This window comes from Terrabacter tumescens, from assembly GCF_014646815.1.
GTDB lineage: Bacteria > Actinomycetota > Actinomycetes > Actinomycetales > Dermatophilaceae > Terrabacter > Terrabacter tumescens.
The window spans coordinates 1-22,545 of record NZ_BMNZ01000013.1; the positions used below are offsets into that span (position 1 = coordinate 1).

Annotated in this window: 16 protein-coding genes and 1 pseudogene; 9 read left to right on the forward strand and 8 right to left on the reverse strand. The window is 70.5% G+C overall.

Annotation, left to right across the window (positions count from 1 at the left end):
- Window positions 1-426 (forward strand): annotated as a pseudogene (locus IEY30_RS21010) (hypothetical protein); the annotation flags it as partial.
- A gap of 99 nt (window positions 427-525) precedes the next feature.
- Here IEY30_RS21010 and IEY30_RS21015 read toward each other — a convergent pair.
- A complete protein-coding gene (locus IEY30_RS21015) occupies window positions 526-9,915 on the reverse strand; it encodes an RHS repeat-associated core domain-containing protein (RefSeq protein WP_030203605.1) in 9,390 nt (3,129 codons plus the stop codon).
- A 57-nt stretch (window positions 9,916-9,972) separates the two neighbouring features.
- On the opposite strand from IEY30_RS21015, the gene IEY30_RS21020 reads away from it, so the two are divergent.
- Window positions 9,973-10,605 carry an aldo/keto reductase gene (locus IEY30_RS21020; protein ID WP_268240980.1) on the forward strand — a complete coding sequence of 211 codons (633 nt, stop codon included), beginning with the start codon at window positions 9,973-9,975 and terminating at the stop codon, window positions 10,603-10,605.
- 66 nt (window positions 10,606-10,671) lie between these two features.
- On the opposite strand, the gene IEY30_RS21025 is transcribed toward IEY30_RS21020, so the two are convergent.
- A complete protein-coding gene (locus IEY30_RS21025) occupies window positions 10,672-10,929 on the reverse strand; it encodes a hypothetical protein (protein WP_156035508.1) in 258 nt (85 codons plus the stop codon).
- Between the two features lie 275 nt (window positions 10,930-11,204).
- On the opposite strand from IEY30_RS21025, the gene IEY30_RS21030 reads away from it, so the two are divergent.
- Complete coding sequence (locus tag IEY30_RS21030) at window positions 11,205-11,876, forward strand: ribonuclease H family protein (protein ID WP_229675134.1); 672 nt, start codon at window positions 11,205-11,207, stop codon at window positions 11,874-11,876.
- Between the two features lie 52 nt (window positions 11,877-11,928).
- Here the strand turns inward: IEY30_RS21030 and IEY30_RS21035 are convergent, their stop codons facing one another.
- Complete coding sequence (locus IEY30_RS21035) at window positions 11,929-12,177, reverse strand: hypothetical protein (protein WP_156035509.1); 249 nt, start codon at window positions 12,175-12,177, stop codon at window positions 11,929-11,931.
- A gap of 134 nt (window positions 12,178-12,311) precedes the next feature.
- Here IEY30_RS21035 and IEY30_RS21040 point away from each other — a divergent pair, with 134 nt between their 5' ends.
- From IEY30_RS21040 to IEY30_RS21050, 3 genes are all read left to right on the forward strand, one after another.
- On the forward strand, window positions 12,312-12,908 hold the full coding sequence (locus IEY30_RS21040; protein WP_030203623.1) for a dihydrofolate reductase family protein: 597 nt from the start codon (window positions 12,312-12,314) through the stop codon (window positions 12,906-12,908).
- 169 nt (window positions 12,909-13,077) lie between these two features.
- Window positions 13,078-14,016 carry a patatin-like phospholipase family protein gene (locus IEY30_RS21045; protein WP_030203626.1) on the forward strand — a complete coding sequence of 313 codons (939 nt, stop codon included), beginning with the start codon at window positions 13,078-13,080 and terminating at the stop codon, window positions 14,014-14,016.
- Window positions 14,017-14,114: 98 nt separating this feature from the next.
- Window positions 14,115-15,026: an alpha/beta hydrolase gene (locus tag IEY30_RS21050; RefSeq protein ID WP_030203629.1), complete on the forward strand. Its 912-nt coding sequence runs from the start codon at window positions 14,115-14,117 to the stop codon at window positions 15,024-15,026.
- On the opposite strand, the gene IEY30_RS21055 is transcribed toward IEY30_RS21050, so the two are convergent.
- Both IEY30_RS21055 and IEY30_RS21060 read right to left on the reverse strand, forming a co-directional pair.
- Window positions 14,992-16,134, reverse strand: coding sequence for a winged helix DNA-binding domain-containing protein (locus tag IEY30_RS21055; RefSeq protein WP_030203631.1), 1,143 nt, complete (start codon window positions 16,132-16,134; stop codon window positions 14,992-14,994). The genes IEY30_RS21050 and IEY30_RS21055 overlap by 35 nt on opposite strands.
- Before the next feature lie 51 nt (window positions 16,135-16,185).
- Window positions 16,186-17,493, reverse strand: coding sequence for a hypothetical protein (locus IEY30_RS21060; protein ID WP_188960185.1), 1,308 nt, complete (start codon window positions 17,491-17,493; stop codon window positions 16,186-16,188).
- A 63-nt stretch (window positions 17,494-17,556) separates the two neighbouring features.
- Here IEY30_RS21060 and arr point away from each other — a divergent pair, with 63 nt between their 5' ends.
- Together arr and IEY30_RS21070 are read left to right on the forward strand one after the other, a co-directional pair.
- Window positions 17,557-18,510: an NAD(+)--rifampin ADP-ribosyltransferase gene (arr, locus tag IEY30_RS22205; protein ID WP_043417465.1), complete on the forward strand. Its 954-nt coding sequence runs from the start codon at window positions 17,557-17,559 to the stop codon at window positions 18,508-18,510.
- A 116-nt stretch (window positions 18,511-18,626) separates the two neighbouring features.
- Window positions 18,627-19,070: a PA2169 family four-helix-bundle protein gene (locus IEY30_RS21070; protein WP_030203637.1), complete on the forward strand. Its 444-nt coding sequence runs from the start codon at window positions 18,627-18,629 to the stop codon at window positions 19,068-19,070.
- Window positions 19,071-19,170: 100 nt separating this feature from the next.
- Here IEY30_RS21070 and IEY30_RS21075 read toward each other — a convergent pair whose 3' ends face one another.
- On the reverse strand, window positions 19,171-19,857 hold the full coding sequence (locus IEY30_RS21075) for a maleylpyruvate isomerase family mycothiol-dependent enzyme (protein ID WP_030203639.1): 687 nt from the start codon (window positions 19,855-19,857) through the stop codon (window positions 19,171-19,173).
- Window positions 19,858-19,867: 10 nt separating this feature from the next.
- Window positions 19,868-20,500, reverse strand: coding sequence for a mycothiol-dependent nitroreductase Rv2466c family protein (locus tag IEY30_RS21080; RefSeq protein WP_030203642.1), 633 nt, complete (start codon window positions 20,498-20,500; stop codon window positions 19,868-19,870).
- A 77-nt stretch (window positions 20,501-20,577) separates the two neighbouring features.
- On the opposite strand from IEY30_RS21080, the gene IEY30_RS21085 reads away from it, so the two are divergent.
- A complete protein-coding gene (locus IEY30_RS21085; protein ID WP_030203645.1) occupies window positions 20,578-21,012 on the forward strand; it encodes a MarR family winged helix-turn-helix transcriptional regulator in 435 nt (144 codons plus the stop codon).
- Window positions 21,013-21,065: 53 nt separating this feature from the next.
- Here the strand turns inward: IEY30_RS21085 and IEY30_RS21090 are convergent, their stop codons facing one another.
- Entirely contained in the window at window positions 21,066-22,424 is a 1,359-nt protein-coding gene (locus tag IEY30_RS21090; protein WP_030203648.1) for an MFS transporter, read from the reverse strand.
- Window positions 22,425-22,545 lie beyond the last annotated feature (121 nt).

Below are 22,545 nucleotides of genomic sequence, written 5' to 3' on the forward strand. Positions count from 1 at the left end.
TGGCAGACCCTGGAACGATGGCTGGGGGCACGCCCACGAGCGAGGGACCTGACCGAGCTGCAACGTCTGCTGGACGTCTATGACGTGGTGTTCACCACGCAGCGACCCCACCAAGGCATCGGCGGGGTCCCACCCTCAGCGCGCTACAGCGCCGGCCCGAAAGCCGAACCGGACCCCGACCAGCTCAAACCGCGACAGTTCCTCCACACGATCACCCTGCCCCGCAGCGGATTCCTCGAGCTGCCCGGCACCCGGATAGCCTTCGGCGCCGCGTGGGCAGGAGCCAGGATCGACTACCTCATCGACCTCGACCACGCCGTGCTGTTCCACGACGACCAGCTCATCGCACACGTCCGGCTGGACCCCGAAACCCGCATCGACCACGTGCCCGGCCACCGGACCTACCACCGAGTCGCCAAATCCTGACTGTCAGGCATGTCCCTTCACTCTTGACAGGCATGTCCCTTCACACGACACCGCAGGTTCTGCGGCAGGTACACCTCAACCGGGTGGCGCTGACCGGCGCTACTGGCCCTCGGACCCCTTGGGTTGGGCGCCCGCCGACGTCGCCGGCTTGGTGCCACCCTGGCTGGGCGGCGCCCCGGACCCGCCGCTGCCGGTCGTGGCCGACGATCCCGTGTCAGCGACCGTCGTCGTCGTCGTCGGCGAGGTCGACTTGCCGGACCCACCGGGACCGTTGGCGTCGCCACCGGTCGCGGCCGCCGAGCCGCCCGTCTGGTTCGACGCCACCGGGCTGGCCGCCTGGGGTGTCGCGCCGGCGCCCTTGTCGGCGACCTCGAACTTCAGCCGCTTGCCCACGCCGAAGCCGAGCTTGACCGCCTTGAGCTTGCCGTCCTCGAGCTCGAACTCAAGGACCGGCCGCGCGTCCAGCCGGTTGAAGTACTTCGCCTTGCGCTCCTGGGCCGTGTTGAAGCCCTTGAGCAGGCTCAGCGTCGCCCGGCCGCGGAGCGTGTCGGTGTTCTTGGCGAAGAAGCCGAGCAGCTTGGTGGACTGCGCCTGCGTGATCGGGTCGCCGTCCGGCTTCAGCGAGGCGATGGTGCGCAGGATGGAGATGGCGTCGGCGTTGGCCTTGTTGGGCACGCGGCCGTCGCGGTCGACGTAGCCGATCGGGTCGGACTGGCCGTAGGTGTAGGCCGTCGTCAGCGTCGGGTTCTCCACCAGGGCCGTCTCGTCGTCGGTGAGGATCGGGTCGACCGTGAGGAAGCGCGCCTGCTGCGTGGAGTACCACCGGTCACCGAAGTTGATGAGGTTGTGGTCCTCGTCGACGTAGCCACCGGCGTACTGCCACGGCGTACGGAAGATCGTGCTGTCCTCCTTGATCCACACCTGCCCGGTCGGGAAGTACTCCTGGTGCTGGAACACCGTGCCGACGCGGTCGGTGACGATGTTCGTGCTGCCCTGGAGGTCCTTGTGCATGAAGTAGACCTTCTGGTCGAACGAGTCACCGGTCGTCGTCATGTTGACGGCGAGACGGTCGTTGCCGGCCCAGATGTTCTTCAGCATCGTGCCGTTGCGGACCGTCACCCAGGGGTTCACGTAGTAGGTGACGCCCTGCTCCTTGATCTCGATGGCGAGCTGGCCGGCGTAGTCGTAGACGTAGCTCGTCGTCTTGCGTCCGTTGCCCTTGGCGTTGTTGTCGACGATGTCGGTGAGCTTGCCGGCCCAGTCCCACGTCATGTTGCGGATCATGTCGGGGTTGGTGACGGTCGTCTGCTCGCCGTCCGAGTCGTACGCGTACGTCTCGGTGCGCTTGTTGAGCGAGTCGACGACCTTCGTCGCCTGGTTCGGCTTGGCCGCGTCGTAGGTGTAGGCGCTGCGGTCGAAGGTGTTGGCGAGGACCGTGGCCTCCTTGCACTTGCTCGTGCACCCGGTGTCGACGGTCCAGTCGCGCTGGGCCATCCGGGTCACCTTGCTCGTCGCGTCGTCGAGCGTCGCGGACCACGTGTAGTTCCGCGTGGTCTTCGGCGCGTAGTCCCACGTGCCGACCGCGTTCGTGAGGCGGTAGCGGCCGTCGTAGGTGTAGGTCTGCGACGTCGGTCCGCCGAACAGCGACGGCACGTCGGGCGGCAGCTGGTTCTTCACCGACGTCACGTTGCCGACGAGGTCGTAGGCGTACTTGAGGTTCATCAGCAGCCGGGTCCCGTCGGGCGACATCGCCGACCGGCCGGTGAGGCGCCTCGTGTCGACGTCGCGGTAGGTCGTGTCGACGACGCCGTCGCCGGTCCGGCGCTGCGAGGTCTGCCCGTAGACGTCGTAGCGCTGGTCGTCGAGGTAGCTGTGCACGCAGGGCACAGCGACGTCGACGCGGACGGTCGCGCCCGAGGCGTGCGGTGCCGCGGTGGGCGTCAGGACGGTGCCGTTGATGCCCCGCTCGACGGTGTAGTCGAACGTCCCGGGCACCGTGCCCGGCGTCCGCGCGGTGACGCGGAGCTGCTCGCCGTCGAGGCGGATCGTGAACGGCAGGGTCGGGTTCCAGCTGGAGGCGGGGTCGCCGTGCTGGAACTCGGTGACGGTGACGGTCGTCGCGGTGGCGTCGACCGACGTCGTGAGGCGTCCGAGCTCGGTGCAGTCGTTGGTGCCGACGACGCGCTTGAGCCGTCCGCCGGTGTCGTAGTCGTTGCGCACGACCTCGCCGTCCGGCAGCGATACGGTCGCGAGCCGGCCGAGCCAGTCGTTGTCGTAGCTCGTCGTGAACGGACCCTTGTTGGGGTGCGGCCCGGTCATCGTCGTGACGTCCTGGGCGAGGCGCCCGTTGACGTCGTAGCCGAAGGTCTGCACGCGCGCCTTGTCCTCGACGTGGACCATCTTGCCTGCGGCGTTGCCCGCGGTGGAGTGGCCGAGGTAGCCGCCGTAGTCCATCGTGACCGGCTTCTCACCGGGGTAGGTGATCGAGGTCATGAGGCCGAAGTCGAAGCCGAAGACGGTCTTGACATTGTTCTCCTCGCGCAGCACGGGGCTCTGCTCGGAGGTCTTGTTGCCGGCCAGGTCGTAGGTCCACTGGACGAGCCCGCCGTCGGGGGTCGTCGTCGAGGTCCTGCGGCCGAGCAGGTCGTAGGTGTGCGTCGTCACGAGACCACCGGGCGAGTCGACCCGGAGCAGCTGCCCGAGCCGGTCGTAGGCGTACGTCGTGAAGAGGGAGACCTTGGCGGCCGTGCGGTCCTCACTGCGGATGACGTTGTCGTGCGCGTCCATCCACGTCTTCGTGTGCCGCCCGAGGGGGTCGGTCGCGTCGACCGTCGCGACGGTGCCGAAGACGCCGTACTCCTCGTGGGCGTATGCCGTGAGCGTCATCGCGCCGTTGGAGAGCCGTTCCGCCGTGGTGCGGTCGAGGGCGTCGAAGGTCGTGATCGTCGCCTGGGCGTAGGTGGGGTTGCTCGTGTCGACGGTGTAGTCGGCGAGCGACGAGCCGGTCTGGAGGAACGGCTTCCACTGGTGCACGGTGCGGCCGAGACCGTCGACGTACGAACCGCCCTCGGCGGCGAAGCCGGACCCGGTGACGCCGGTGACGGGGTCGTAGACCTGGGCGTCGCGCTTGCGTCCGGTGACACGTCCCGAGCCGTCGGCATACGTCGCCGTGTCGATGGTCGTGCCCGGGTGGAACTCGTCGGTGTGGGTCACCGTCGCGTACGGGTACTGCGCGTCGACGGGGTGGTAGGCGAACGTCGCGACGCCGCCGTCGGGCGAGGTGATGGTGCGCACCCGGCTGTAGGCGTCGTAGGTGTAGCTCGTGACGTTGCCGTTGGCGTCCGTCCGGGTCCCGACCCGTCCGGTCGGTCCGTCGAAGGCGGCCGTCGAGGTGAGACCCACCGCGGTGCCGGTCGGGTCCTGGTCGTCCTCGATGAAGGCGCGGGTCGTGTCGGCCGGGTCGGTGCCGGCGGGGTCGCCGGAGCCCGTCAGGGCGTAGTCGGTGACGGTGCCGACGTTCGCGTGGTTCGCGTCGTCGTAGACGTAGCGGACGGCATACCGCTTGCCCTTGGCGTCGGGCGGCATGACGATCCGGTTGTAGCTGCCCCACTGGTCGTAGGTCAGTCGGGTCTCGGCGTAGCTCGCGGGCGTGGATCCGCCCGGGAGAGCGAGGAACTCACGCTGGACGGTCACCGAGTTGTTGTCGCAGTAGGCGGTGTTGCCGGTGCGCGACCGCAGCACGGTCCCGTCCGGCGCCGTGACGCTGATGGCGACGGGCTGGCTGTCCCACGTCTGGCAGTTCGTCGCCGACCAGAAGGGCGCCTTGGCCACCGGCGTGTACTTCAGCGTCGGCCCGCAGCCGAAGAACGTGTTCATGTCCTCCGACGTGCTGGTGACGCAGTTGGCGTAGGCGATGCCGACGACCGTGTCGTCGCCCGTCGTGCCGGGCAGTCCGTCGTCGGTGATCTGGACGGGGTTGCCGAGGCGGTCATAGGCATACGACACGGACGTCGTCTGCTTGAGGGACCCGCCTGAGTACCAGTCCTGCTCGACCTTCGCGACGCGTGGGGTCGCTCGGAGGGCGAGGAGCTGCTCGACGGTGGCGCCGCCGAGGTCGAGCGGGGCGTAGTCACCGCCGCCACCCACCGCGTTGCGGTCGAGGTCGCGCAGCGCCCACGTCGTGCGGGTGCGCTGCATGACGGGCCCACTCGTCGTGCCGTCGTAGACGGTCGTCTCGTACTCGAGCCCCGACTCGAAGACCGAGCCGTTGCGGTACTTGTGCTGGGTCGTGCGCACCTTGTCGGTCATCGCCGGGTGGTCGACGTCGGCGGTGTGGTCGTAGGAGACGTAGTGCTCGCTGACGGTCACCGAGTCGTAGCCGAGGTCGGTGCGGTTGACGAAGTCCTGGGCGGTGGCGCCGTAGGAGATCGTGCTGTGGCGCTCGGCGATGCCGTCGGCCCCGCGGCTGGACTTCACGTCGACGTCGTCGAGCACCCACTGGCTGTCGGGGTGGCTCGTCGTGTTGCCGTCACGGTGGTAGTCGAGGCCGATGGTCCCGCCGAGCGGGGTCGTCACCGTCTTGAGCAGGTTGGTGCGGCCCTGGGTGTTCAGGGCGACCTTGATGTCCGAGGAGCCCTTGACCCGCGAGACGGAGTCGGCGTAGCCGTCACCGTTGACGTCGGTGAGGTCGACGTCGGTCGAGGTCATGCTGTTCTCGTAGTGCCCGCCGGGGTTGAGGATGAGGTAGCAGGCGACGAGGCAGAGCGGGATGCCGACGGTGACGTCGGCGCCCCCGCCGAGGCTCTCGGAGCTGTCCTGGCGGATCTGGGGCTTACCGGCGACGTTGATGACGCCGAGCACGTTGAAGTCGGACTTCTGGTGCGTGCCGTAGACGGCCTGGTCGACGAGGCCGGTGCCGTTGCTGAAGGCGACCTTGACGTTGCCGTTGTCGCTGTAGACGGCGTCGAGCAGGCCGTCGCCGTTGACGTCGTCCCACGAGACGTTGGGCAGGTCGACGTTGGAGTTGGCCGCGATGCCGCCGGCGAAGCCGCCGTTGTCGATGTTGAAGCCGAAGCTCGCTCCCACGGAGCCGCTGTAGGAGTTCGTCGAGCTGAACGAGCTGACGGTCCAACGGAACTGGGGCGTGAAGGAGTGGCCGAGGTTGAGACGCACCCGGATCTCGTCGTCGTCGACGGTGACGCGGTCGGGCAGGCCGTCGCCGTTGAGGTCGGCGAGGGTCTCCTGGACGGGGATCGTCGCGTCGCGCGGGACCTTCTTGAGCGCCTTGTCGTCCTGGTGGGTGTTCTGCGACGTCGGGTTGGTGAAGCTGGCGCCCGCGCCGATGGACCCGCCGATGTTGGCGCCGTAGGAGGTGTCGGAGGCGCTGCTGCCCTTGGTCGAGGAGCTGCCCTTCGTCGAGTTGGTCGTGCCCTTGTTGTTGCCGGAGATGCCGATCGGGGCACCGCCGAAGCCGCCGGACACGGCGAGGGTGGTGGAGGAGTCGACGACGTCGACGCCGCCGCCGGTGCACGCGACCCGGGCGTTGGCGGGGCCGCACTCCTGGGAGCCGCGGGCGTTCGTGTAGGTCACCGAGTCGGGCCGGACGGTGTCGGGGTAGCCGTCACCGTTCATGTCGAGGAAGTCGACGAGGCTGCGGCTCCAGCCGGCGGCGAAGCTGCCGCCCAGCGGGCCGACTCCCGCCATGAGCATGAAGATCGGTCCGGTCTCGCCGAGCAGGTTCGGGGCACTCGTGCCTCCGCTGCTCGCCGCCCCGGTGATCGGCAGGTCCTCGCCGAAGCGGGCCGAGCCGGTCAGGCCGTCCTCGCCGGCGTAGATCTTGGGCTTGGGGCCCTGCCAGCGCTGCGCGAGCGTGTCGGGGTCGACGACGGCGTTGTAGGCGAAGGCCTTGGGGATGTTGGCGGTCGCCTTGCTCGTGTCGAACTCCGGCGGGGCGCCCGAGCCGGGCGGGTAGTTGCCGAAGCCGGTGTCGTTGACCGACGTGTCGGTCGGGCAGGACCCGCCGAACATCGCCTGGCAGGCGTCGTCCTTGTTGTCGTAGGGGTCGCCCGAGGCCGTCGTCGTGCGGAAGTCCGCCTCGTCTATGGCCGTCGTGGCGCGGGTCCCGGTCGCCGTGTAGCCGGCGGCGGCCCAGCCTCGGTAGGCGACGGGGAAGTAGCCCTGCGGGCCGGCCCAGTTGACCGTCTGCGGGACGTCCTCGGACTTGTCGACGGAGCTCTCGGTCCACTTCATCGTCAGGTTGAGGCCGCTGACGTGCGAGGACAGGCCGGGGCTGCGCATCGTGACGTCGAACCAGTAGGGCGTGCCGTTGGTGAGCGTGAGGTCCGGGAGCGCCTTGTCGATGGCCCCGGAACCGGACGGCACGGCATACGTCGTCTTGTAGACGAGCCCGGTCGACGTCTTGGCCGTCACGACGACCTCGCCACCGGGGTTGTCGCTGTCGCGGGTGCCGGTCAGCGTCGGCGTCACGGTGCGGCCGAGCGTCGAGGTCCAGGCGCTCGCGGGAGCGCTCCGCGTGGACAGCGGGTAGGTGTCGAGGTCCATGTGCGGCGTGACCGTCGTCTTGGACGCGTCGCAGCTGCCGCCGCTGAGGAAGCAGAGCTTGCCCGCCTCGACCCACGAGATGGTGGAGAGGTCGATCGGGCTGTCGACGAGCACGCGCGTGCGCACGGAGTCGTATGCCGTGACGACGCCGTCCGCGTCCTTGACCGGTGCCGCGACGGTCGGGTCGGCGGTGATCCGGAAGCGACCGGTCTCGGTCTGGCCGATGACCCCGAGGCGCGCGTTGGCGGCGGCCTGCGTGGCGAAGCAGCCGAAGCTCGTCGTCGGGTCGGCGACGCACCACTGGCCGCCGTTCTGCGTGACGGTCTTGACGCGGGCCGCGTCGGTGGCGCCGGACGAGGTGATCGGCGTGATGGTCACCGGGCTGGACGTGACGGCCTTCGTGGTGCCGTTGCGCACGGCGACCTCGGGGCGCAGGTCGTCGGTCGTGGCCGCGGCCTTGTCGAGCGCTGCACTGAAGTGCGCGGTGCCGCCGTTGCTGACCGAGGTGAACAGGTCCGGCCGGCCGGCCAGGGTGAAGTCGTCGGCCAGGGAGTAGCTGCGCTGGTCGAGGCCGTTGGCGTCGGGAGCCGAGCCCCCGGCATACGTGATCGTCGCTTCCCACGTCACGGAGTCGCCGTTGCCCTTGGGCCGCGAGCCCGCGCGGAAGTAGAGCGACTGCCCCTTGTCGACGTGGATGGTCTGCGCAGCGGGCTGCCAGGTCGGCGAGGCGGCGCTGATGCTCGCGCTGCCGAGCTCGGTGCCGGCCCTCTGGATGGCGACGCGGACGGAGCCGCCGGCGGAGTCCGGCACCGGGGTGCCGAGGGTGGCCTTGGCGTTGATGGTGACGGTGCCGTCGAAGGGCGCGGTCCAGCGGCGCACGGTGTCGATGGGCGGCACGGCCTCACGGAGCCGGTCGACCATGGCCTCGAAGGCGGGGTCGCTGACGGGCACCGTCTGCGGTGTCAGCGGGACGCGCGTCTGGGCGTCGGACGCGCTGAAGGTGGGCTGGCACGCCTCGACGCCGGTGACGCCAGGCGCGCAGACGAGGTGGTTGAAGCGGACCTGGGTGCCGCTCACGAGGTCGACGAGGCCGTCGCCGTTGGCGTCGGTGAAGTAGCTGTCGACCCAGCTCCACTGGCCACCGACGTTGAAGACGCCGTAGACGCCGAAGTAGGCCTCGATGCCGCCCTGGATGCCGATGGAGCGCTGGACGGGCAGGTCGGAGAAGCCGGAGAGGACGTGCATCGGGCCGAAGGTGAGGTCGGCCGTGAGCGCCGTCGTCGGGCGGCTCGTGTTGAGCTGGTAGCGGATCTGGCCCGAGGGTCCGGTGCCCGAGATCGCCTCTCGGTAGACCTTGTCGGGCAGGGCGTCGCCGTTGAGGTCCATGAACTCGATGACCGAGCGGTTCGTCGTGCCGTTCATGGCGAACGAGCCGCCGACCGACCCGGTCTTCTCCGGGTCGGCGAGGTTGAAGCCGACGTAGATCTTGCCGTCACCGGCATCGGTCATCGACGACCCGAGGCCGCTCAGCTTCTGGTTGATGTAGGCGGCGGTGCCCCCGCTGGACGGGTTGGCCCCCGTGTTCCACTTGGCGGCGGTGTCGAAGCCGCTTCCGGCGGCCGCGACGTCGTCGAAGTAAGCGAAGGTGTGCTTGAGTCCCGTTGCAGGACAAGCGGCCAGGCCGTTGCAGCCGATCTGCGTGACGGACCGTAGGCGCGTCTTGCCGAAGTGCGGGTCGGCGTCGTAGCCCAGGGTGTAGCGCGTGACGACCGTGTTGGTCTTGCGGTAGACGACGTCGATGTTGGTGAGGACGTCCTGGTCGAGGTCGAGCACGCCGCCGCGGCCGTCGAGGACGGCGTCGGTGCGACCGCCCGGGCTGCGGACGAACCGCACCTCGTAGGCGGGGTCCTCGGGCTCGCCGCTCACCGTGCTGGCGGCGGTGTAGAGGATCTTGCTGAGGTAGACGTGCTTCGGGCAGACCTGTCCGCTGGGGCAGCTCGCGCCCGCGGCGAGGGCGACCCAGCCGGTGGGCTTGCTGTCGTCCTGCTTGTAGGTGACGGTGTCGTAGACGTAGCGGAACATGTTGACGCCGATGTCGCGCTTGGCCGTGAGGAACCAGCGCACGCCGTTGCCGTTGGCGTCGGTGAGGATGCCCTTGGGGTCGCGGCTGCGGTCGTCGATGCCTGCCTGAGTGCCGGCCTCACCGAGGGGGCCGCCGCTGTCGGGGGTGCCGCCGTAGTAGCGGATGTTGCCCTGCTTGTCGCGGACCTCCCACCAGTAGTTGCTCGGCTTGTCACCGTGCCGGATGACCTGCTCGAACTCGGTCTCGATCTTGCGGGTGAAGTCCTGGCGCTCGGCGATGCGCGGCTCGAGGACGGCCTTGACGGCGTTGGGCACGAGCGCGTCCCCGTCGAGGGTGTACGACTCGCTCTCGACGTTGCCGCACGGCGGGCTCTTGGTCGTGCCGTCGCAGAAGCGCGGGGCGCCAAACGAGGTGTCCACGGCGACCTCGGGAGGCGTCAGGTCCCAGCCGAGCCCGGCCCAGGACGGCCCGCCCTCGGAGCTGTAGCTGAGGCTGACGTCGGGCGTCATGCCGCGGCCCTTGGGCAGCTCGATGGGGTAGGCCAGCTCGGCGGTGCCGCTCGGGTTCGCCTCGGGCGGCGTCATCTGCGACAGGCCCTCGGTGACGTCTGCGTAGAGCAGGTCGGCGGTCGAGCCGTCACCGATCTCCTGCGGCGTCGTCGGGGCGATGCCCGGCAGCGTCGAGTCGATGATGCCGCCGCCGGGACTGCCCGCCACCGCCATCGGGATCGCCGTCGTCAGCGCGAGCAGCGCCGCGAGGACGACTGCCCAGAAGCTGCGGCGTCGGTGCGGGCGGTGGTGCGAGCGGTGGGTGGCGTCGTCGACGACATGGCGGCGTGAGGGCATGGCGAGGCTCCCGGTTGCTACTCCCCGAGTCACACGGGCCCCCGGTGGGCCGCCGACCTGGCCCTCGTGTCCAAGGTGGGCGCGCGCCGTGACTCGTCGGGTGCGTGGCTGCCCGCGCAGACGCCCGCTGAGCTTCGCGCCGACGTGGAGGCGAACCTCCGGTCGCTCGGCGTCGACCACCTGACGGCCGTCAACCTGCGACGGATGGACGAGGGCATGGCCGGTGCCGACGACGTGGCTCTCGAGGACCAGGTGGCCGAGCTCGCCGCGCTGCGCGACGAGGGCAAGATCGCCGGGGTCGGCCTGTCGACGGTGTCCGCCTCGGACCTCGCTGCGGCGCAGGCGATCACGGAGATCGTGTGCGTGCAGAACCCGTTCAGCCTCGTCGACCAGAAGGACGCCGACGTCCTCGATGCCTGCACCGCCGCGGGGATCGCCTACGTGCCGTACTTCCCGCTCGGTTCCGCCTTCCCGCACCTGCCGAAGGTCGTGGACCAGCCGGCCGTGCAGGCTGTGGCCGCTCGTCGTGACGTGCCGGCCGCGCGGGTCGGCCTGGCGTGGCTGCTCACCCGGGCCGACAACATCCTGCTCATCCCGGGCACGTCGTCGGTCGCCCACCTCGAGGAGAACATGGCCGTCGCCGACCTCGTGCTGACCGACGAGAACCTCACCGAGCTCGCCGCCGCCTGACGTGGTCGCACCGCGGGAGACCGGCCGGGGCACCGGCCGGTCTCCCGCCCCGCCCCTGCGCGGGGTCTAGATCGCCGCGAGGCCGGCGTTGACGAGCAGCACGATCTCGTTGTGCAGTCGGCGCTTGTCGACGGTCGGCGTCTGCGCGTACTCCTCGGCCAGCGTCAGGACCAGGTGGCCGACGACCGCGACCGGCAGCTTCACCGGTGACGGCGGGACCGGCATGAAGGCGGCGGCCGGATGCGGCACCACCAGGACGGCCGCAGCGACGAGGCCCGCCACCCCTGCACGGCGGGTGGTTCGGAGTCGGTTCGAGGCGTTCATCGGAGTCCACCTCCAGTCTCACGAGAGCTTCCGATGCCCCACTGTGGGCCGCATCCCGCGAGCTGTCTGTGCGCGTGGCGACACACCACCTCGGCGGGTGGCCTGCCACCACGCCGTCTGCGGGCGCGAGCTCGACGACGTCCGGCCGGGCGGACGGCATACCGAAGGGGTGCGTCCGGGGCACGCCGGGGCGCCGTTACGCTCGGTCCCGCAGATCGAGGGCGCAACCCGCGACCCGAGAGCGGACCGAGTCGACGTAGTCACGAGGAGTAACGGTGCTGGCCAAGTTCCCCGGACGGTGCGCACAGTGCCAGGGACCGATTCGCGCGGGCGACGAGATCGTCAGCGCACCCGGCAACGGCACCGCGTGGGTGCACGCTGCGTGCCGGACCGAGCTCGCCCTTCCCGGGCTGGGCGTGGCACAGCCGGCGACGTCCCGGGCGCCGCGAGGCACGACCGCGGCCAAGGCAGCCAAGGCGACGAAGGCGCCCAAGGCGCCCAAGGCGCAGATGGTCGCCCCCGAGGGCGCGACGTTCGTCTACACCGACGGTGCGTGCTCGGGGAACCCCGGACCCGGTGGCTGGGCCTGGGCGATCGACCGCGACCGCTTCGCGTCAGGCTCCGAGCGACCGAGCACCAACCAGCGCATGGAGATCCGCGCGGCGCTCGAAGCCGTCACCGCGCTGGCCGGGCCGCTGGTCGTGGTCAGTGACTCGACGTACGTCGTCAACTGCTTCCGCGACCAGTGGTGGGACGGCTGGCTCAAGCGGGGCTGGACGACGTCGGCGAAGAAGCCCGTCGCGAACCGCGACCTCTGGGAGCCGCTCGTCGCGGCGGTCACGGAGCGCGGCGACGTCGCCTTCCAGTGGGTCAAGGGCCACTCCGGCCACGAGATGAACGACCTCGTGGACGAGCTCGCCGTGGCCGCGAGCCTCAGCCGGGACTAGGCCCGGACCAGCCGACACGGACGGCGCCCGAGGCCCAGCGCTGCGGTCGCGCTCAGCCGCCCAACGGCGTGCCACCGGCCGAGCCGCCGACTCCACCGAAGTTGCGTTCCCCGCCGACGCCGTAGTCGGTCGTCTTTGCCGACAGGCCTTGGGCGCTGCCGTGCCGCGGGCTGTCCTGCTCCGTCATCGCCCTGGCACCGTGACGCTGCTTGGCGCGGCGGTCGGAGAGCCAGGCCGCGAGCAGCACCAGGGCGAAAAGTCCACCGACGATCGTCCAGAACATCTGCGTTCCCCTGTCCACGAGCGGAGCGTGCTGAGTTGGCTCGCATCGTCTCACCCGCGGCCCTCGGTGGTGTCCGATCAGGGCGTGGCGATTCGTCGTAGAGGTGAGGGTGTCCCGACCGGGGCCCCGATCGACGGGAAGGAACCACCACCATGTCTGACGTTGTCGCCATCATGTCCATGTCGCTCGACGGCTTCGTCGCCGGGCCTGACGACGACGTGATGCAGGTGTTCGACTGGCACTTCACCTCCGGCGATGTCGAGATCGACACCGGCGGGTCGGATCCCATGACCTTCAAGGTGTCCGAGCCGAGCGCCGGGCACCTCCGCGACCTCACGCCCCGCCTCGGCGCCGTGCTGACGGGTCGTCGCACCTTCGAGGTCGCGCAGGGGTGGGGCGGCAACCACGCGTGGGGGCCGGCCTTCGTCCTGACGCACGAGGTCCCGGCCGGGTGGCCGCGGCCCGACTCGACGGTCCACTTCGTGACGGACGGCATCGAGAGCGCCGTCCGGCAGGCGCAGGCGGCTGCGGGCGGGAAGTCGGTCGGGGTGCACGGCGCCGACACCATCCAGCAGTGCCTGAACGCCGGCCTGCTCGACGAGATCCAGGTCGACCTGGCGGCCGTCCTGCTGGGCTCCGGGGTGCGCCTCTTCGACCACCTCGCCGGGACGCCTGCCGTCCTCGGCGCCCCGACCGTGGTCGCGGGCGTCGGCGTGACGCACCTGCGCTACCCCGTCCTCAAGGCATAGCCCCGAGGCCACTCGGCTGTTAGCGTCTCAGTCGATCGCGACCCATCGGCAGGAGGTGAGACCCATGTCTGCAGCGTCCGCACCGGGTGCTCCCCCGCCGTCCCCGATCACGCGTCTGGCGTAGTCGCCACCGGGAGTCCCCGACCTGCATCCCCCGAAGGGAGCTTCCATGAGCACCACACCGCCACCCGCTCCGAGCAGCACCTTGACCACGAGCTCGACCACCACGCCTACGCGCGCCCTCGTCCTCGCCGGAGCCGGCGCGGCCGGCAACGCCTGGGAGCTGGGCCTCATCGCCGGTCTCGCCGACGGCGGGGTCGACATCACCAACGCGGATCTCGTCGTGGGCACGTCGGCCGGGTCCACCGTCGCCGCCCAGATCACCTCTGGCACAGCGCCGTCGGAGCTGTATGCCGCCATCCTGGCCGAGGTGCCCGTGCCACCGTCCCGTGTCGGCGTATCTACTCGTCCCCGGACGCCTCAGGTCTCGGGGCCGAGCTACCTCGAGTGGTCCGACGCCATCATCGCCGAGTCCTCGGACCCGGCCGACCTGCGTCGCAGGCTGTGCGCCGCTGCCCTGGCGAGGGATGCCGCCGCCGGCTCGCCACAGAACCGCTGGCGTGAGATCGTCGCGTCCCGGCTCCCCAGCCACGACTGGCCGAGGCAGCGGGTGCTCATCCCGGCCGTCGACGCCCGCACCGGGGAGCCGGTCGTCTTCGACCGCGACAGCGGCATCGACCTCGTGGATGCCGTCGCCGCGAGCACGTCGGCGATGACGCCCTATCCGGTCGGTGCGGGCCGCTACCTCAACGGCGGCTACCGACGCAGCGAGAACGCCGACCTGGCAATGGGATTCGACCGCGTGGTCGTGCTGTCACCGTTCAGCGGCAGGACCCGGATGCCGCTCGCGTGGCGCATGGACCTGGCCTCACAGGTCGCCGACCTGCACGCAGCAGGCAGCCGGGTCGAGACCGTCTTCCCCGACGCCCGCGCCGGTGACGTCTTCGACGCCAACGCCCTCGACCCCTCGACCCGCCCGCCGGCCGCGCGAGGTGGCCACGCGCAGGGGCAAGCTCTCGCGGCGACGCTGGCGGAGTTCTGGGGCTGACCCACCCTGTGTCGCCGAAGGCACAGACAGCCGCACGCCCTCGGCCCATCGTGGAGGTGGAGGCAGCAACGCCTCCCACTCCGCTGGGGGAGATCGCCATGGGAACGACAACGGGACTCGGGCGCCGGCTCACGGCGCTGGCCGCGGCAGCACTCGCCCTGGGGCTGTCGGCGTGCACCGCGACGGGCGGGCCGGCGTCCACGACCGCCACCACACGGCATACGACCTCGTCCACCCCCGGAGCGGCGAGCACGACGCTCGAGCCCGAGCGCGACGTCACCGTGGCCGGGAGGCACTTCAAGGCGCGGTGCGCCGGCAGCGGGCCTTCGGTGGTGATGGTGACCGACTACGGACGGTCGATGGACGACGCGTGGGGCACGGTCCCGCAGACCCTCGCCGCGAGCGCCCGCGTCTGCATCTACGACCGGCTCGGGATCGGGCGCAGCGACCCGGCCCCGGACCGGCAGACCTTCGCGACGCTCGCCGCCGACCTCGACGGCGTCATCACGGACCTCGGGCTGACGCGTCCGGTCGTCGTGATGGGGCACTCGATGGGCGCCCCCATCGCGTTGTCGTGGGCGAGCCGGCACGGCGCCGACACGCGCGCGGTCGTGCTGATGGACCCGATGCCTCCGGGCTACTTCGGCCCCGACGGTGCGCTGCTGACGCTGTTGCCGCCCAAGGACGTCGGCGATCCCGAGCTGAGCAGCCTGTGGACCGACCTCGACCACTTCAACGACCCGGCGACGAACAAGGAGAGCCTCGACCCGAGCTCCTGGGCGTCCTACGCGAGACTCGCCACGATGTCGGTCCCGCTCTACGACCTCGTCGATGCCCAGGCCCAGACCTGGCCAGCGGCCGTCGACGCGAAGAAGGTCGATGCGGCGTGGCGCGCCGCCCAGCGTCGGGTGCTCGCCCTGTCGTCGCCGTCCGAGCTGGTGAACGTGCCGACGCCGGACGCCTGGCCGCAGACCATCAAGAGGGTCCTCGACCGGGCCCTTCGGTCGTGACGCGCAGCTCGGTGCCGAGGAGGTCGCCCAGCCGGGTGGCCTCCTCCTCGATGGCCGCGGTCGGCGCCGTCCCGTCGGGCCACGTCACCATGAGCTCGTCGCGTTTCCTCGCCCAGGTGCCGCGGACGACACCGCCGACGATGACGGGGTTCGCCTTGCGGGTCATGGCCTCGCGCAGGGTCGGCGGGACGACGCGGACGTCCTTGGTGCCCGCGCCCATGACCCACTGGTCGTGGCCTGGTAGCAGCCTCACGGCATCCGAAACCCTTGCGACAGTGAGCGACTCGACGTCCTCCTCCATCACGTAGGCGGTCGTGCCGTCGATGTCGACCGGCACCAGGGCGTCACCCAGGCCGGCGATCCAGCGATCGAGCCGTCTGCGTCCGGCAGACAGACCGTTGCCCAGCCAGTAGTGGACGCGGCCGAGCGTTGCCGGCCCGTAGCTCCGGAAGTAGGCGGCCACGGCGCGCGGTCCCGCGTCATCGAGGTCCGGGATGCCCGCCCAGCGTGGGTTGCGGTCGAGCCGCTGGAAGGTGAGCCGGCCGTCGCGCGGCGGGCCGAGGCTCATGTCGCCCTGCCACGACAGCGGCTTCATGAGTGTCCACGCACCCTCGTCGAAGACCGTCCTGAGGTGGGCGTATGCCGCATGGCTCGTGAGCGCGTCCCCGAGCTCCGTGACCGTCAGGGGTCCGTCGCCGAGCGCCTCGCGCACGGCCGCGCGGAAGTTCGGCCAGTCCTGCGGCGTGAGCCGGTAGTGGTCCACCCAGCTCTTCAGCTCCCACTGGCGACCGGCCGACCGGACCGCGAGGTAGACGCCGGCATCCTCCGGCGCCAGGTAGTGCATCGCCCCGCGATAGGCGAAGGCCTTGATGACGCTCCCGTCGGCCAGGGCCGACGCGAGGTCCCCGGGGCGCGCCGTCGAGCTCCGGGTGCCGACGGCGAGGTCGGCGAGTGCGTCGTCCATCGAGAGCACCGCTCCGAGCCGGCGCACGACGTCGGCCGCAGGCACGGACCCGACGGGATCGAGCAGCTGTCGCTCCATCCGCCAGGCCAGTGCCTGCGGCCAGGTGGCCGTCACCTCGGGTGTGCCCTCCGTCGAGGTCGTCATCCCTGGATGGTGGCACCGATCCCGGACGAAGGACGCCCGGTGCAGGGACTCTCAGTGGGCCTCGATCTCGGTGCGGACGGCGGGTGCGCTCGACGAGGACTGCTCGGTCAGCTCGCCGTCGCTCGACACCGTGGCCGTGTGCCAGGTGACCGGGCCCAGGGACGACGTGCGCGGATCGCCGCTCGTCCCGTCGGCCGCGGTGCCGTCCATCGCCAGGTCGCGGGTGGCCAGCGAGCCGGACTCGGTCTGGGACCCGATGTAGATGACCTGCTGCGGCTGGTTCTGGATGAGCGATACGTCGGTGCAGATGTTGAGCGGCGAGCCCCAGCCGACGGTCACCACGAAGGTGACGCCGTGGTTCGGGTCGAAGGGCGGGCCGTGCGGCGTCACGTTGTCGACGGTGATCGACGCGGCACCGACGAAGCGCTGGGCGCTGTTGTCGGCGAGCTTCTGCCCGCCCGTGACGTACTCGCTCGCGGACACGGCGACGACGGAGTCGGCACTGAGCGCTCCCCAGTTGAGGTTCACGACGTTGCGCCCCGGGTTCATCCTCCAGTAGATGCGAATGGACATGGGCACTGCTCCTTCGTAGAAGTCGAGCGGGTAGGGGTTGTCGGGGTTCGGGCCCGGCAGGGTCCAGTCGCGAACGGAGCCATCGGGATTCGTCCGGGGGAAGTGCGCGTCGAGCTGCGCCTTGAAGGCGGGGAACGGGTCGTCGTTGCGGCCGGTGAGGTTGCGGTAGACGCCCGTGAGCGTCGGCGCAGCGGCGGCGATGATCCGTTTGATGTCGTAGCCGAGCTGGTACGACAGGTAGTTGATGAACAGCGTCGCGCACCCGCTCTTCTCGTCGGGCGCGTGGTCGTGCTCATCGATCGTGTTGACGTAGTCGAGGCGGTCGCTGTTGAGCCAGAAGCGTGCCGTGTCGAAGCCGGGCTCGTTGAACCCCAAGCCTGTTCGGCGGAGGAACTCGGCGGAGAGGACCCGTGAGAGTCCCTCGCCCGCCGATCCCTCGTTGCTGCCGTCGCTGGCGAACCAGCCCTTGTTCTGGGCGAGCATCAACATCTCGACGACCTCGGCCACCAGCAGGTAGCGCACGACGTCGAGCCCTGAGCCGTTGCCCGGGCGCAGCGAGATGGGAGGTCCCCACCCGGCCCCGGCGTAGCCTCCCGGCACGATGTTGACCTCGATCGGGAGTGGGTACGGCAGCGCGATGCCGCCGAACCAGTCGGACATGATCTGGTAGTCCGCCTCGCACACGTTCATCAGGGCTTGCGCCCGCTGGAGGCCGTCAGCGCTCGACAGTGAGGTGTCGTAGCTGATCCGGTAGTGCGTGGTCGAACCGACTGTGGAGAGGGTCATGCTGAGCAGAGGTGCGCGTGCTCACCGGTGATACGCCCTCGCCGCTGTGCAAAACTCGATGCGATGCAGACACGCTCGCGTGACTTCCCACTGACCACCGACGAGCTTCGGGCCGTCGTCGCGTATGCCGTCGCGTGCGCCGAGCCTGCACTCGTGATCTTCCAGCGGGCGCACCCCGACGACCCGCGGCCGGCGGCCGCGCTCGACGCAGCGCGAGCCTTCGCCGGCGGGGCACCCCGGTCACGACTCCAGCGAACAGCCGCGACCGACGCCCACCGCGCGGCCAAGGAGGCGTCGACCGAGCCGGCCCGGCACGCAGCGACCGCTGCAGGGGATGCGGCCGCCGCGGCATACCTCCACCCCCTGTCCAAGGCGACGCAGGTGCGCCACATCCTGGGAGCCGCCACCCACGCGGCCCGGGCGGCCGAGCTCGTGCGTGGCGACGACCCCGTGGTGGCCGAGTACGTCGTCACCGCCGCGGCCAAGCGTGCGACCCCCGTGGTCCTCGACGTGCTGAGCCGCTATCCGCGAGCACCCAACGGGCGCAGTCGAACTGCCGCCCTCATGACGCGGCTCGACAACCTGCTTCGCGACCCTCCCCCGACGCCCCGCGTCGTCGACGACCCCGGGCCGTTCTTCCACGGCACGCGGGCCGACGTGCGCCCGGGCGACCTGCTCACCCCGGGCTGGCGCTCCAACTACGGCTCGCGGCGCCAGTCCAACCACATCTACGTGACGGCGACCCGCGAGGGCGCACCCCTGGCCGCAGAGCTCGCCCACGGCGACGGCCCGCCACGCGTCTATCGCGTCGAGCCGCTCGGCACCATCGAGGACGACCCGAACGTCACCGACAAGCGCTTCCCCGGCAACCCGACCCGCTCCTACCGCACGACCGAACCGCTGCGGGTGGTCGAGGAGATCACCGGCTGGGAGCCCCCGCCGGCCGAGATGGTCCGGCACATCCGCGAGCGCATGGGCGAGCTCGCCGAGCTCGGCATCGAGGCCATGGACGACTGACCACCGAGCGGTCCGGCGAGGGTGTGAGGTGCCTGTACGTCTGTGCCGGCGACGGTTGGGCGGCGGGTGGGGCGGGTAGGACTCGGAGGTACACCACCCCGAACGAAGGAGCGCACATGTCGGACGACGCCAAGGTCGCCAAGGACCTCGTGGAGACCCTGAAGGACGGCGAGCGTGGTTTCACCTCCGCTGCCGAGAAGCTGCGTGACAGCGACCGCGCCGAGTGGGCCACCACCCTGCAGCGCCTCGCAGAGCAGCGCGCCGGTTTCCGCCGCGAGATCGTCGAGATGGGCCACGACTACGGTGACGACGTCGACGAGAGCGGGTCGGCTGCCGCCGCCCTGCACCGCGGCTGGATCACCCTCAAGGACGCCCTGACCGGTGACGACGCGGGCGGCGTGCTCGGTGCCGCCGTCAAGGGCGAGGACCACGCGGTGTCGGAGTACGAGAAGGCCGAGAAGGCCGATCTCAGCGCCGGCTTCCGCACGGTCGTGGCCCGTCAGCACGCGGCTGTCGTGGCCGCCCGTGACGAGGTCAAGGCTCTGCACGTCGCAGACTGATCTGCAGGCCCCTACGGGGGCCGCGACCACCACGAGCACCCCTTCGAGGACCAGGTCCCCGAGGGGGTGCTCGCGGGTGTTCACCCTCCCGGCGAACGTCTCAGGCGGAACGGGACACGACGGGACACAGGCTGTCCACGCCCGGCCCGGTCAGCTGCTCGAGCGCCACGGCGCGGCCGGTGAGCAGCAGGAGGATCGCGCCGATCGGCCCGGCGACCTCGAGCCCCTCGCCCCGGGTCCAGTCGGTGTCGGTGGCCCGAAGGCGGTGGCCTTCGAGCGGGATGCGGCGGAAGACCTTGTCGAGCCAGGAGCCGCGCGTGTCCCAGCGCCGCGTGGCGGCCATCCGGCCCGCAGTCGGCTCCATCGGCAGGTCGAGTCCGATCGGGACGGCCAGATCCTGGCTGTGCACGAGGATGTCGGTGAGCGTCTCGAGCGGGGTCACACCGACGTTGTGCCGCCGCGAGCCGATCATCGACCTGATGCGCGCGACGATCTGCTCGCTCGTGAGCTCGCGCGCCACGATCAGGGCGGAGTCGTGGATCGTCGCGTTGAGGGTGAGGCTGCGCAGCATGCGCGGGTGACCGGCGATGAAGGCGACGGCGTCGCCCACGTGCTGCTGCTGGAGGGTCAGGTGGGCGGCGACGTGCCGCACCGTCCAGCCCTCGCACAGCGACGGGTGCTCCCACTGCTCGTCCGTGAGCTGCTCGAGCAGGTCTGCGGTCCGGGCTCGCTGGTCGTCGATGGCCTCCCAGACGGCGTCGGCCTGGGCGGTGGTCTTCGTGGTCATCTCGTCCTCCTCAGGTGAAGACCGGTGGGCGGGTGCGGGTGCGCTTGAGCTCGAAGAACTGCGGATAGCCGGCGAGCAGCCGGGCTCCGTCGAACACCCGGACGGCCTCCTCTCCGCGAGGGATCGCGTTGAGGACCGGGCCGAAGAAGGCCACGCCATCGAGGCGCATGATCGGCGTGCCTACTTCGCCCCCGACGAGCGCGACCCCCTGCTCGTGACTGCGGCGCAGGGCCGCGTCGTGCCCTTCGGAGTCCATGGCGTCCTCGAGGTCGGCGGGCAGACCTGTGGTGGCCAGCGCCGAGCGCACCGCCACGTGGTACTCCTCGGCGCTCGGACGCCGCCACCGGTCGAAGACGCGCTCCCCGAAGGCCTCGTAGAAGGCGCCGAGCGCCTGCTCGCCGCACCGCCCCACGACGGCGGTCGCCACTCTCGACGGCCCACGCGAGCGCTCGACGTTGACGCGGTAGTCGGCCGCGACGTCGGTCCGCTCCTCGTTGAGGAGGTAGAGGCTCAGGACGTGGTGGCGCACCTGCAGCGGACGGTGCCGCCCTACCTCGCACAACCAGCGTGAAGCGGTCCACGAGTACGGGCACACCGGGTCGAACCAGAAGTCGACGACGGTCTCGTCGGGTGTCGTGACCATGAGCAGTCCCTCGCTCGCTAGAATAGTCTTATTATCGAACTACTATAGTTCGTTCATGGGACTATGCAAGGGGTCTGATGAGTCGGGATCTGCCGAGCAGCCTGCTGATGTTCATCGCCTCCCGAGCGGCGGCAGACCGGGTCTTCCGCGCCCTGCACGAGGCCGGCTTCGACGACATCACCATCGCCCAGAGCCGGCTGATGATGGGCCTCGACCCCGACGGAACCCGTCTCAGCGTCCTCGCCGAGCGCGCCCAGATCGCGAAGCAGACGGCCACCGCCCTCGTCGACAAGCTCGAACGGGCCGGCTACGTCGAACGCGTGCCCGACCCCTCCGACGGCCGGGCACGCTTGGTACGCCTGACTGCTCGGGCCGAGTCGGCCCTGCCTCTGGCTCACGCCGAGGAGGAGCGCATCGAGGCCGAGTGGCGCGAGCACCTCGGACCCGAGCTCATGGGTCACCTGCGCCAGGCCCTGACCGCACTGCGCGAGATCACCGACCCGTACCGGTAGCGCGGCCGCGCTCCGGCACGCGACCCGGCCACCCGGCATACGCCCCCACGAGCTCAGCGGATCGGGTCGGGATCCGGGACGGGCTCGTCGGCGTCGATGAGCGACGGTAGCCCGACGACGAGCTCTTCCTCCGGCTTCGGCGCCGACGCCCGCGCGTCGGCCAGCACGTCGGCCGGCACGTGCCGCTCGAGGAACCGGCGCGCGAGCTGCGTCGAGGGGTGGATGCCGATGGTGGCCGCGACGATGATCGCGGCGATGATGAGCCAGCCTGTGGCTCCCCAGTCCAGCGCGAGGAACGTGAACACCGCTGGGGCCCAAACCTTCCCGAGAGTCATGCTCAGCTGCGCTGCTCCCTGGTAGGCACCACGCTGCCGCGGGTCCATCAGCTCCGCCTCGAAGGACCAGCTGGCGGCCGACACGTAGAGCTCGGCGCCGGTCACCGTCACGTGCCCCAGCCAGACGAGCGCGATCGTCACCCAGCCGAGGGTGTCGTGCGTGGCCAGCGTGATGAGGCACGACACGACGAACAGGACCGCCGAGATCCGGATGGCGCGCAGCGCGGTGGGGACGTCCTTGACGCCGCGCGAGGTGATCATCGGCAGGAAGATGCACATCACCGTGTTGGTGCCGAAGAGGAACGCGAGCAGCACCCGGGGCGCATCCGTCTTCTGCACCAACCACAGCGGGATGACGACGTTGAGCAGCACCTGGTTGGTCCAGAACACCCCGGTGAAGAAGGTCGTCAGCAGCCAGCCGAGGTTGCGCAACGGCCCGGGCCCGGGGACGCGGACCTCGCGCTCCTCCGGCGTGCGCTCGTCGTGCGAGGCGTTGGGCAGGCGCAGGATGGCTGCGGCGTTGACGAGGAAGGCGAGCGCCGTGAACCACGGCAGCGCGTGCAGGACGTCGTTCGAGTGGAACGCCAGCGCGACGCCACCGACGACCGAGCCCAGCGTGAAGCCGAGGTTGAGGGCCGAGTACATGTAGGCCCGCGAGCGCATGCGCTCCTCCGGCGGCAGGACGTCGATCGTGTACGCGCCGTACGCCGCACCACCGAGAGCTCCGATGACCTCCATGCCGACCGCCATCGAGACGTAGCCCTGGAAGCCGGTGATGAACGGCCAGAACGCGAACATCGCCGCCTGGCCGGCCGCGCTGACCGCCCACATCTTGCGCGGCCCGAAGCGGTCGACGAGCCTGCCCATCGGCAGCGCGGCGAGGAACGCCGCGACCCCCGCGATCGTCAGGCCGAGGCCGACCTGTGCAGCGGACAGCCCGACGATCTGGGTGAAGAAGACCGCCGAGCCGGTCATGAACGTGCCCTCGCCCAGGGCGAAGAGCAGCGACTGCGCGGAGAGCCGACCCGCCAGGGGTGACGGAGGGCGGGTGTGGCGGAGAACGGCGTCGAGGATCACCCGGAGATTCTCCGGATCGGGAGGCCGCCTGTCGTCCGATTTATCCTGATGCGCGCCTTCCGCGGTGGATCACCGGCGCCTGGTGCCGGAGATCCACCGCGTTGCGTCGTCCCTGCCCGTT

Excerpts from the sequence above, each read along its gene's own strand:
- IEY30_RS21015 (WP_030203605.1), bottom strand. The coding sequence starts at position 9,915 with ATGCCCTCACGCCGCCATGTCGTCGACGACGCCACCCACCGCTCGCAC.
- IEY30_RS21025 (WP_156035508.1), bottom strand. The coding sequence starts at position 10,929 with ATGAACGCCTCGAACCGACTCCGAACCACCCGCCGTGCAGGGGTGGCG.
- IEY30_RS21040 (WP_030203623.1), top strand. The coding sequence starts at position 12,312 with ATGTCTGACGTTGTCGCCATCATGTCCATGTCGCTCGACGGCTTCGTC.
- IEY30_RS21045 (WP_030203626.1), top strand. The coding sequence starts at position 13,078 with ATGAGCACCACACCGCCACCCGCTCCGAGCAGCACCTTGACCACGAGC.
- IEY30_RS21050 (WP_030203629.1), top strand. The coding sequence starts at position 14,115 with ATGGGAACGACAACGGGACTCGGGCGCCGGCTCACGGCGCTGGCCGCG.
- IEY30_RS21055 (WP_030203631.1), bottom strand. The coding sequence starts at position 16,134 with ATGACGACCTCGACGGAGGGCACACCCGAGGTGACGGCCACCTGGCCG.
- IEY30_RS21060 (WP_188960185.1), bottom strand. The coding sequence starts at position 17,493 with ATGACCCTCTCCACAGTCGGTTCGACCACGCACTACCGGATCAGCTAC.
- arr (WP_043417465.1), top strand. The coding sequence starts at position 17,557 with ATGCAGACACGCTCGCGTGACTTCCCACTGACCACCGACGAGCTTCGG.
- IEY30_RS21070 (WP_030203637.1), top strand. The coding sequence starts at position 18,627 with ATGTCGGACGACGCCAAGGTCGCCAAGGACCTCGTGGAGACCCTGAAG.
- IEY30_RS21075 (WP_030203639.1), bottom strand. The coding sequence starts at position 19,857 with ATGACCACGAAGACCACCGCCCAGGCCGACGCCGTCTGGGAGGCCATC.
- IEY30_RS21080 (WP_030203642.1), bottom strand. The coding sequence starts at position 20,500 with ATGGTCACGACACCCGACGAGACCGTCGTCGACTTCTGGTTCGACCCG.
- IEY30_RS21085 (WP_030203645.1), top strand. The coding sequence starts at position 20,578 with ATGAGTCGGGATCTGCCGAGCAGCCTGCTGATGTTCATCGCCTCCCGA.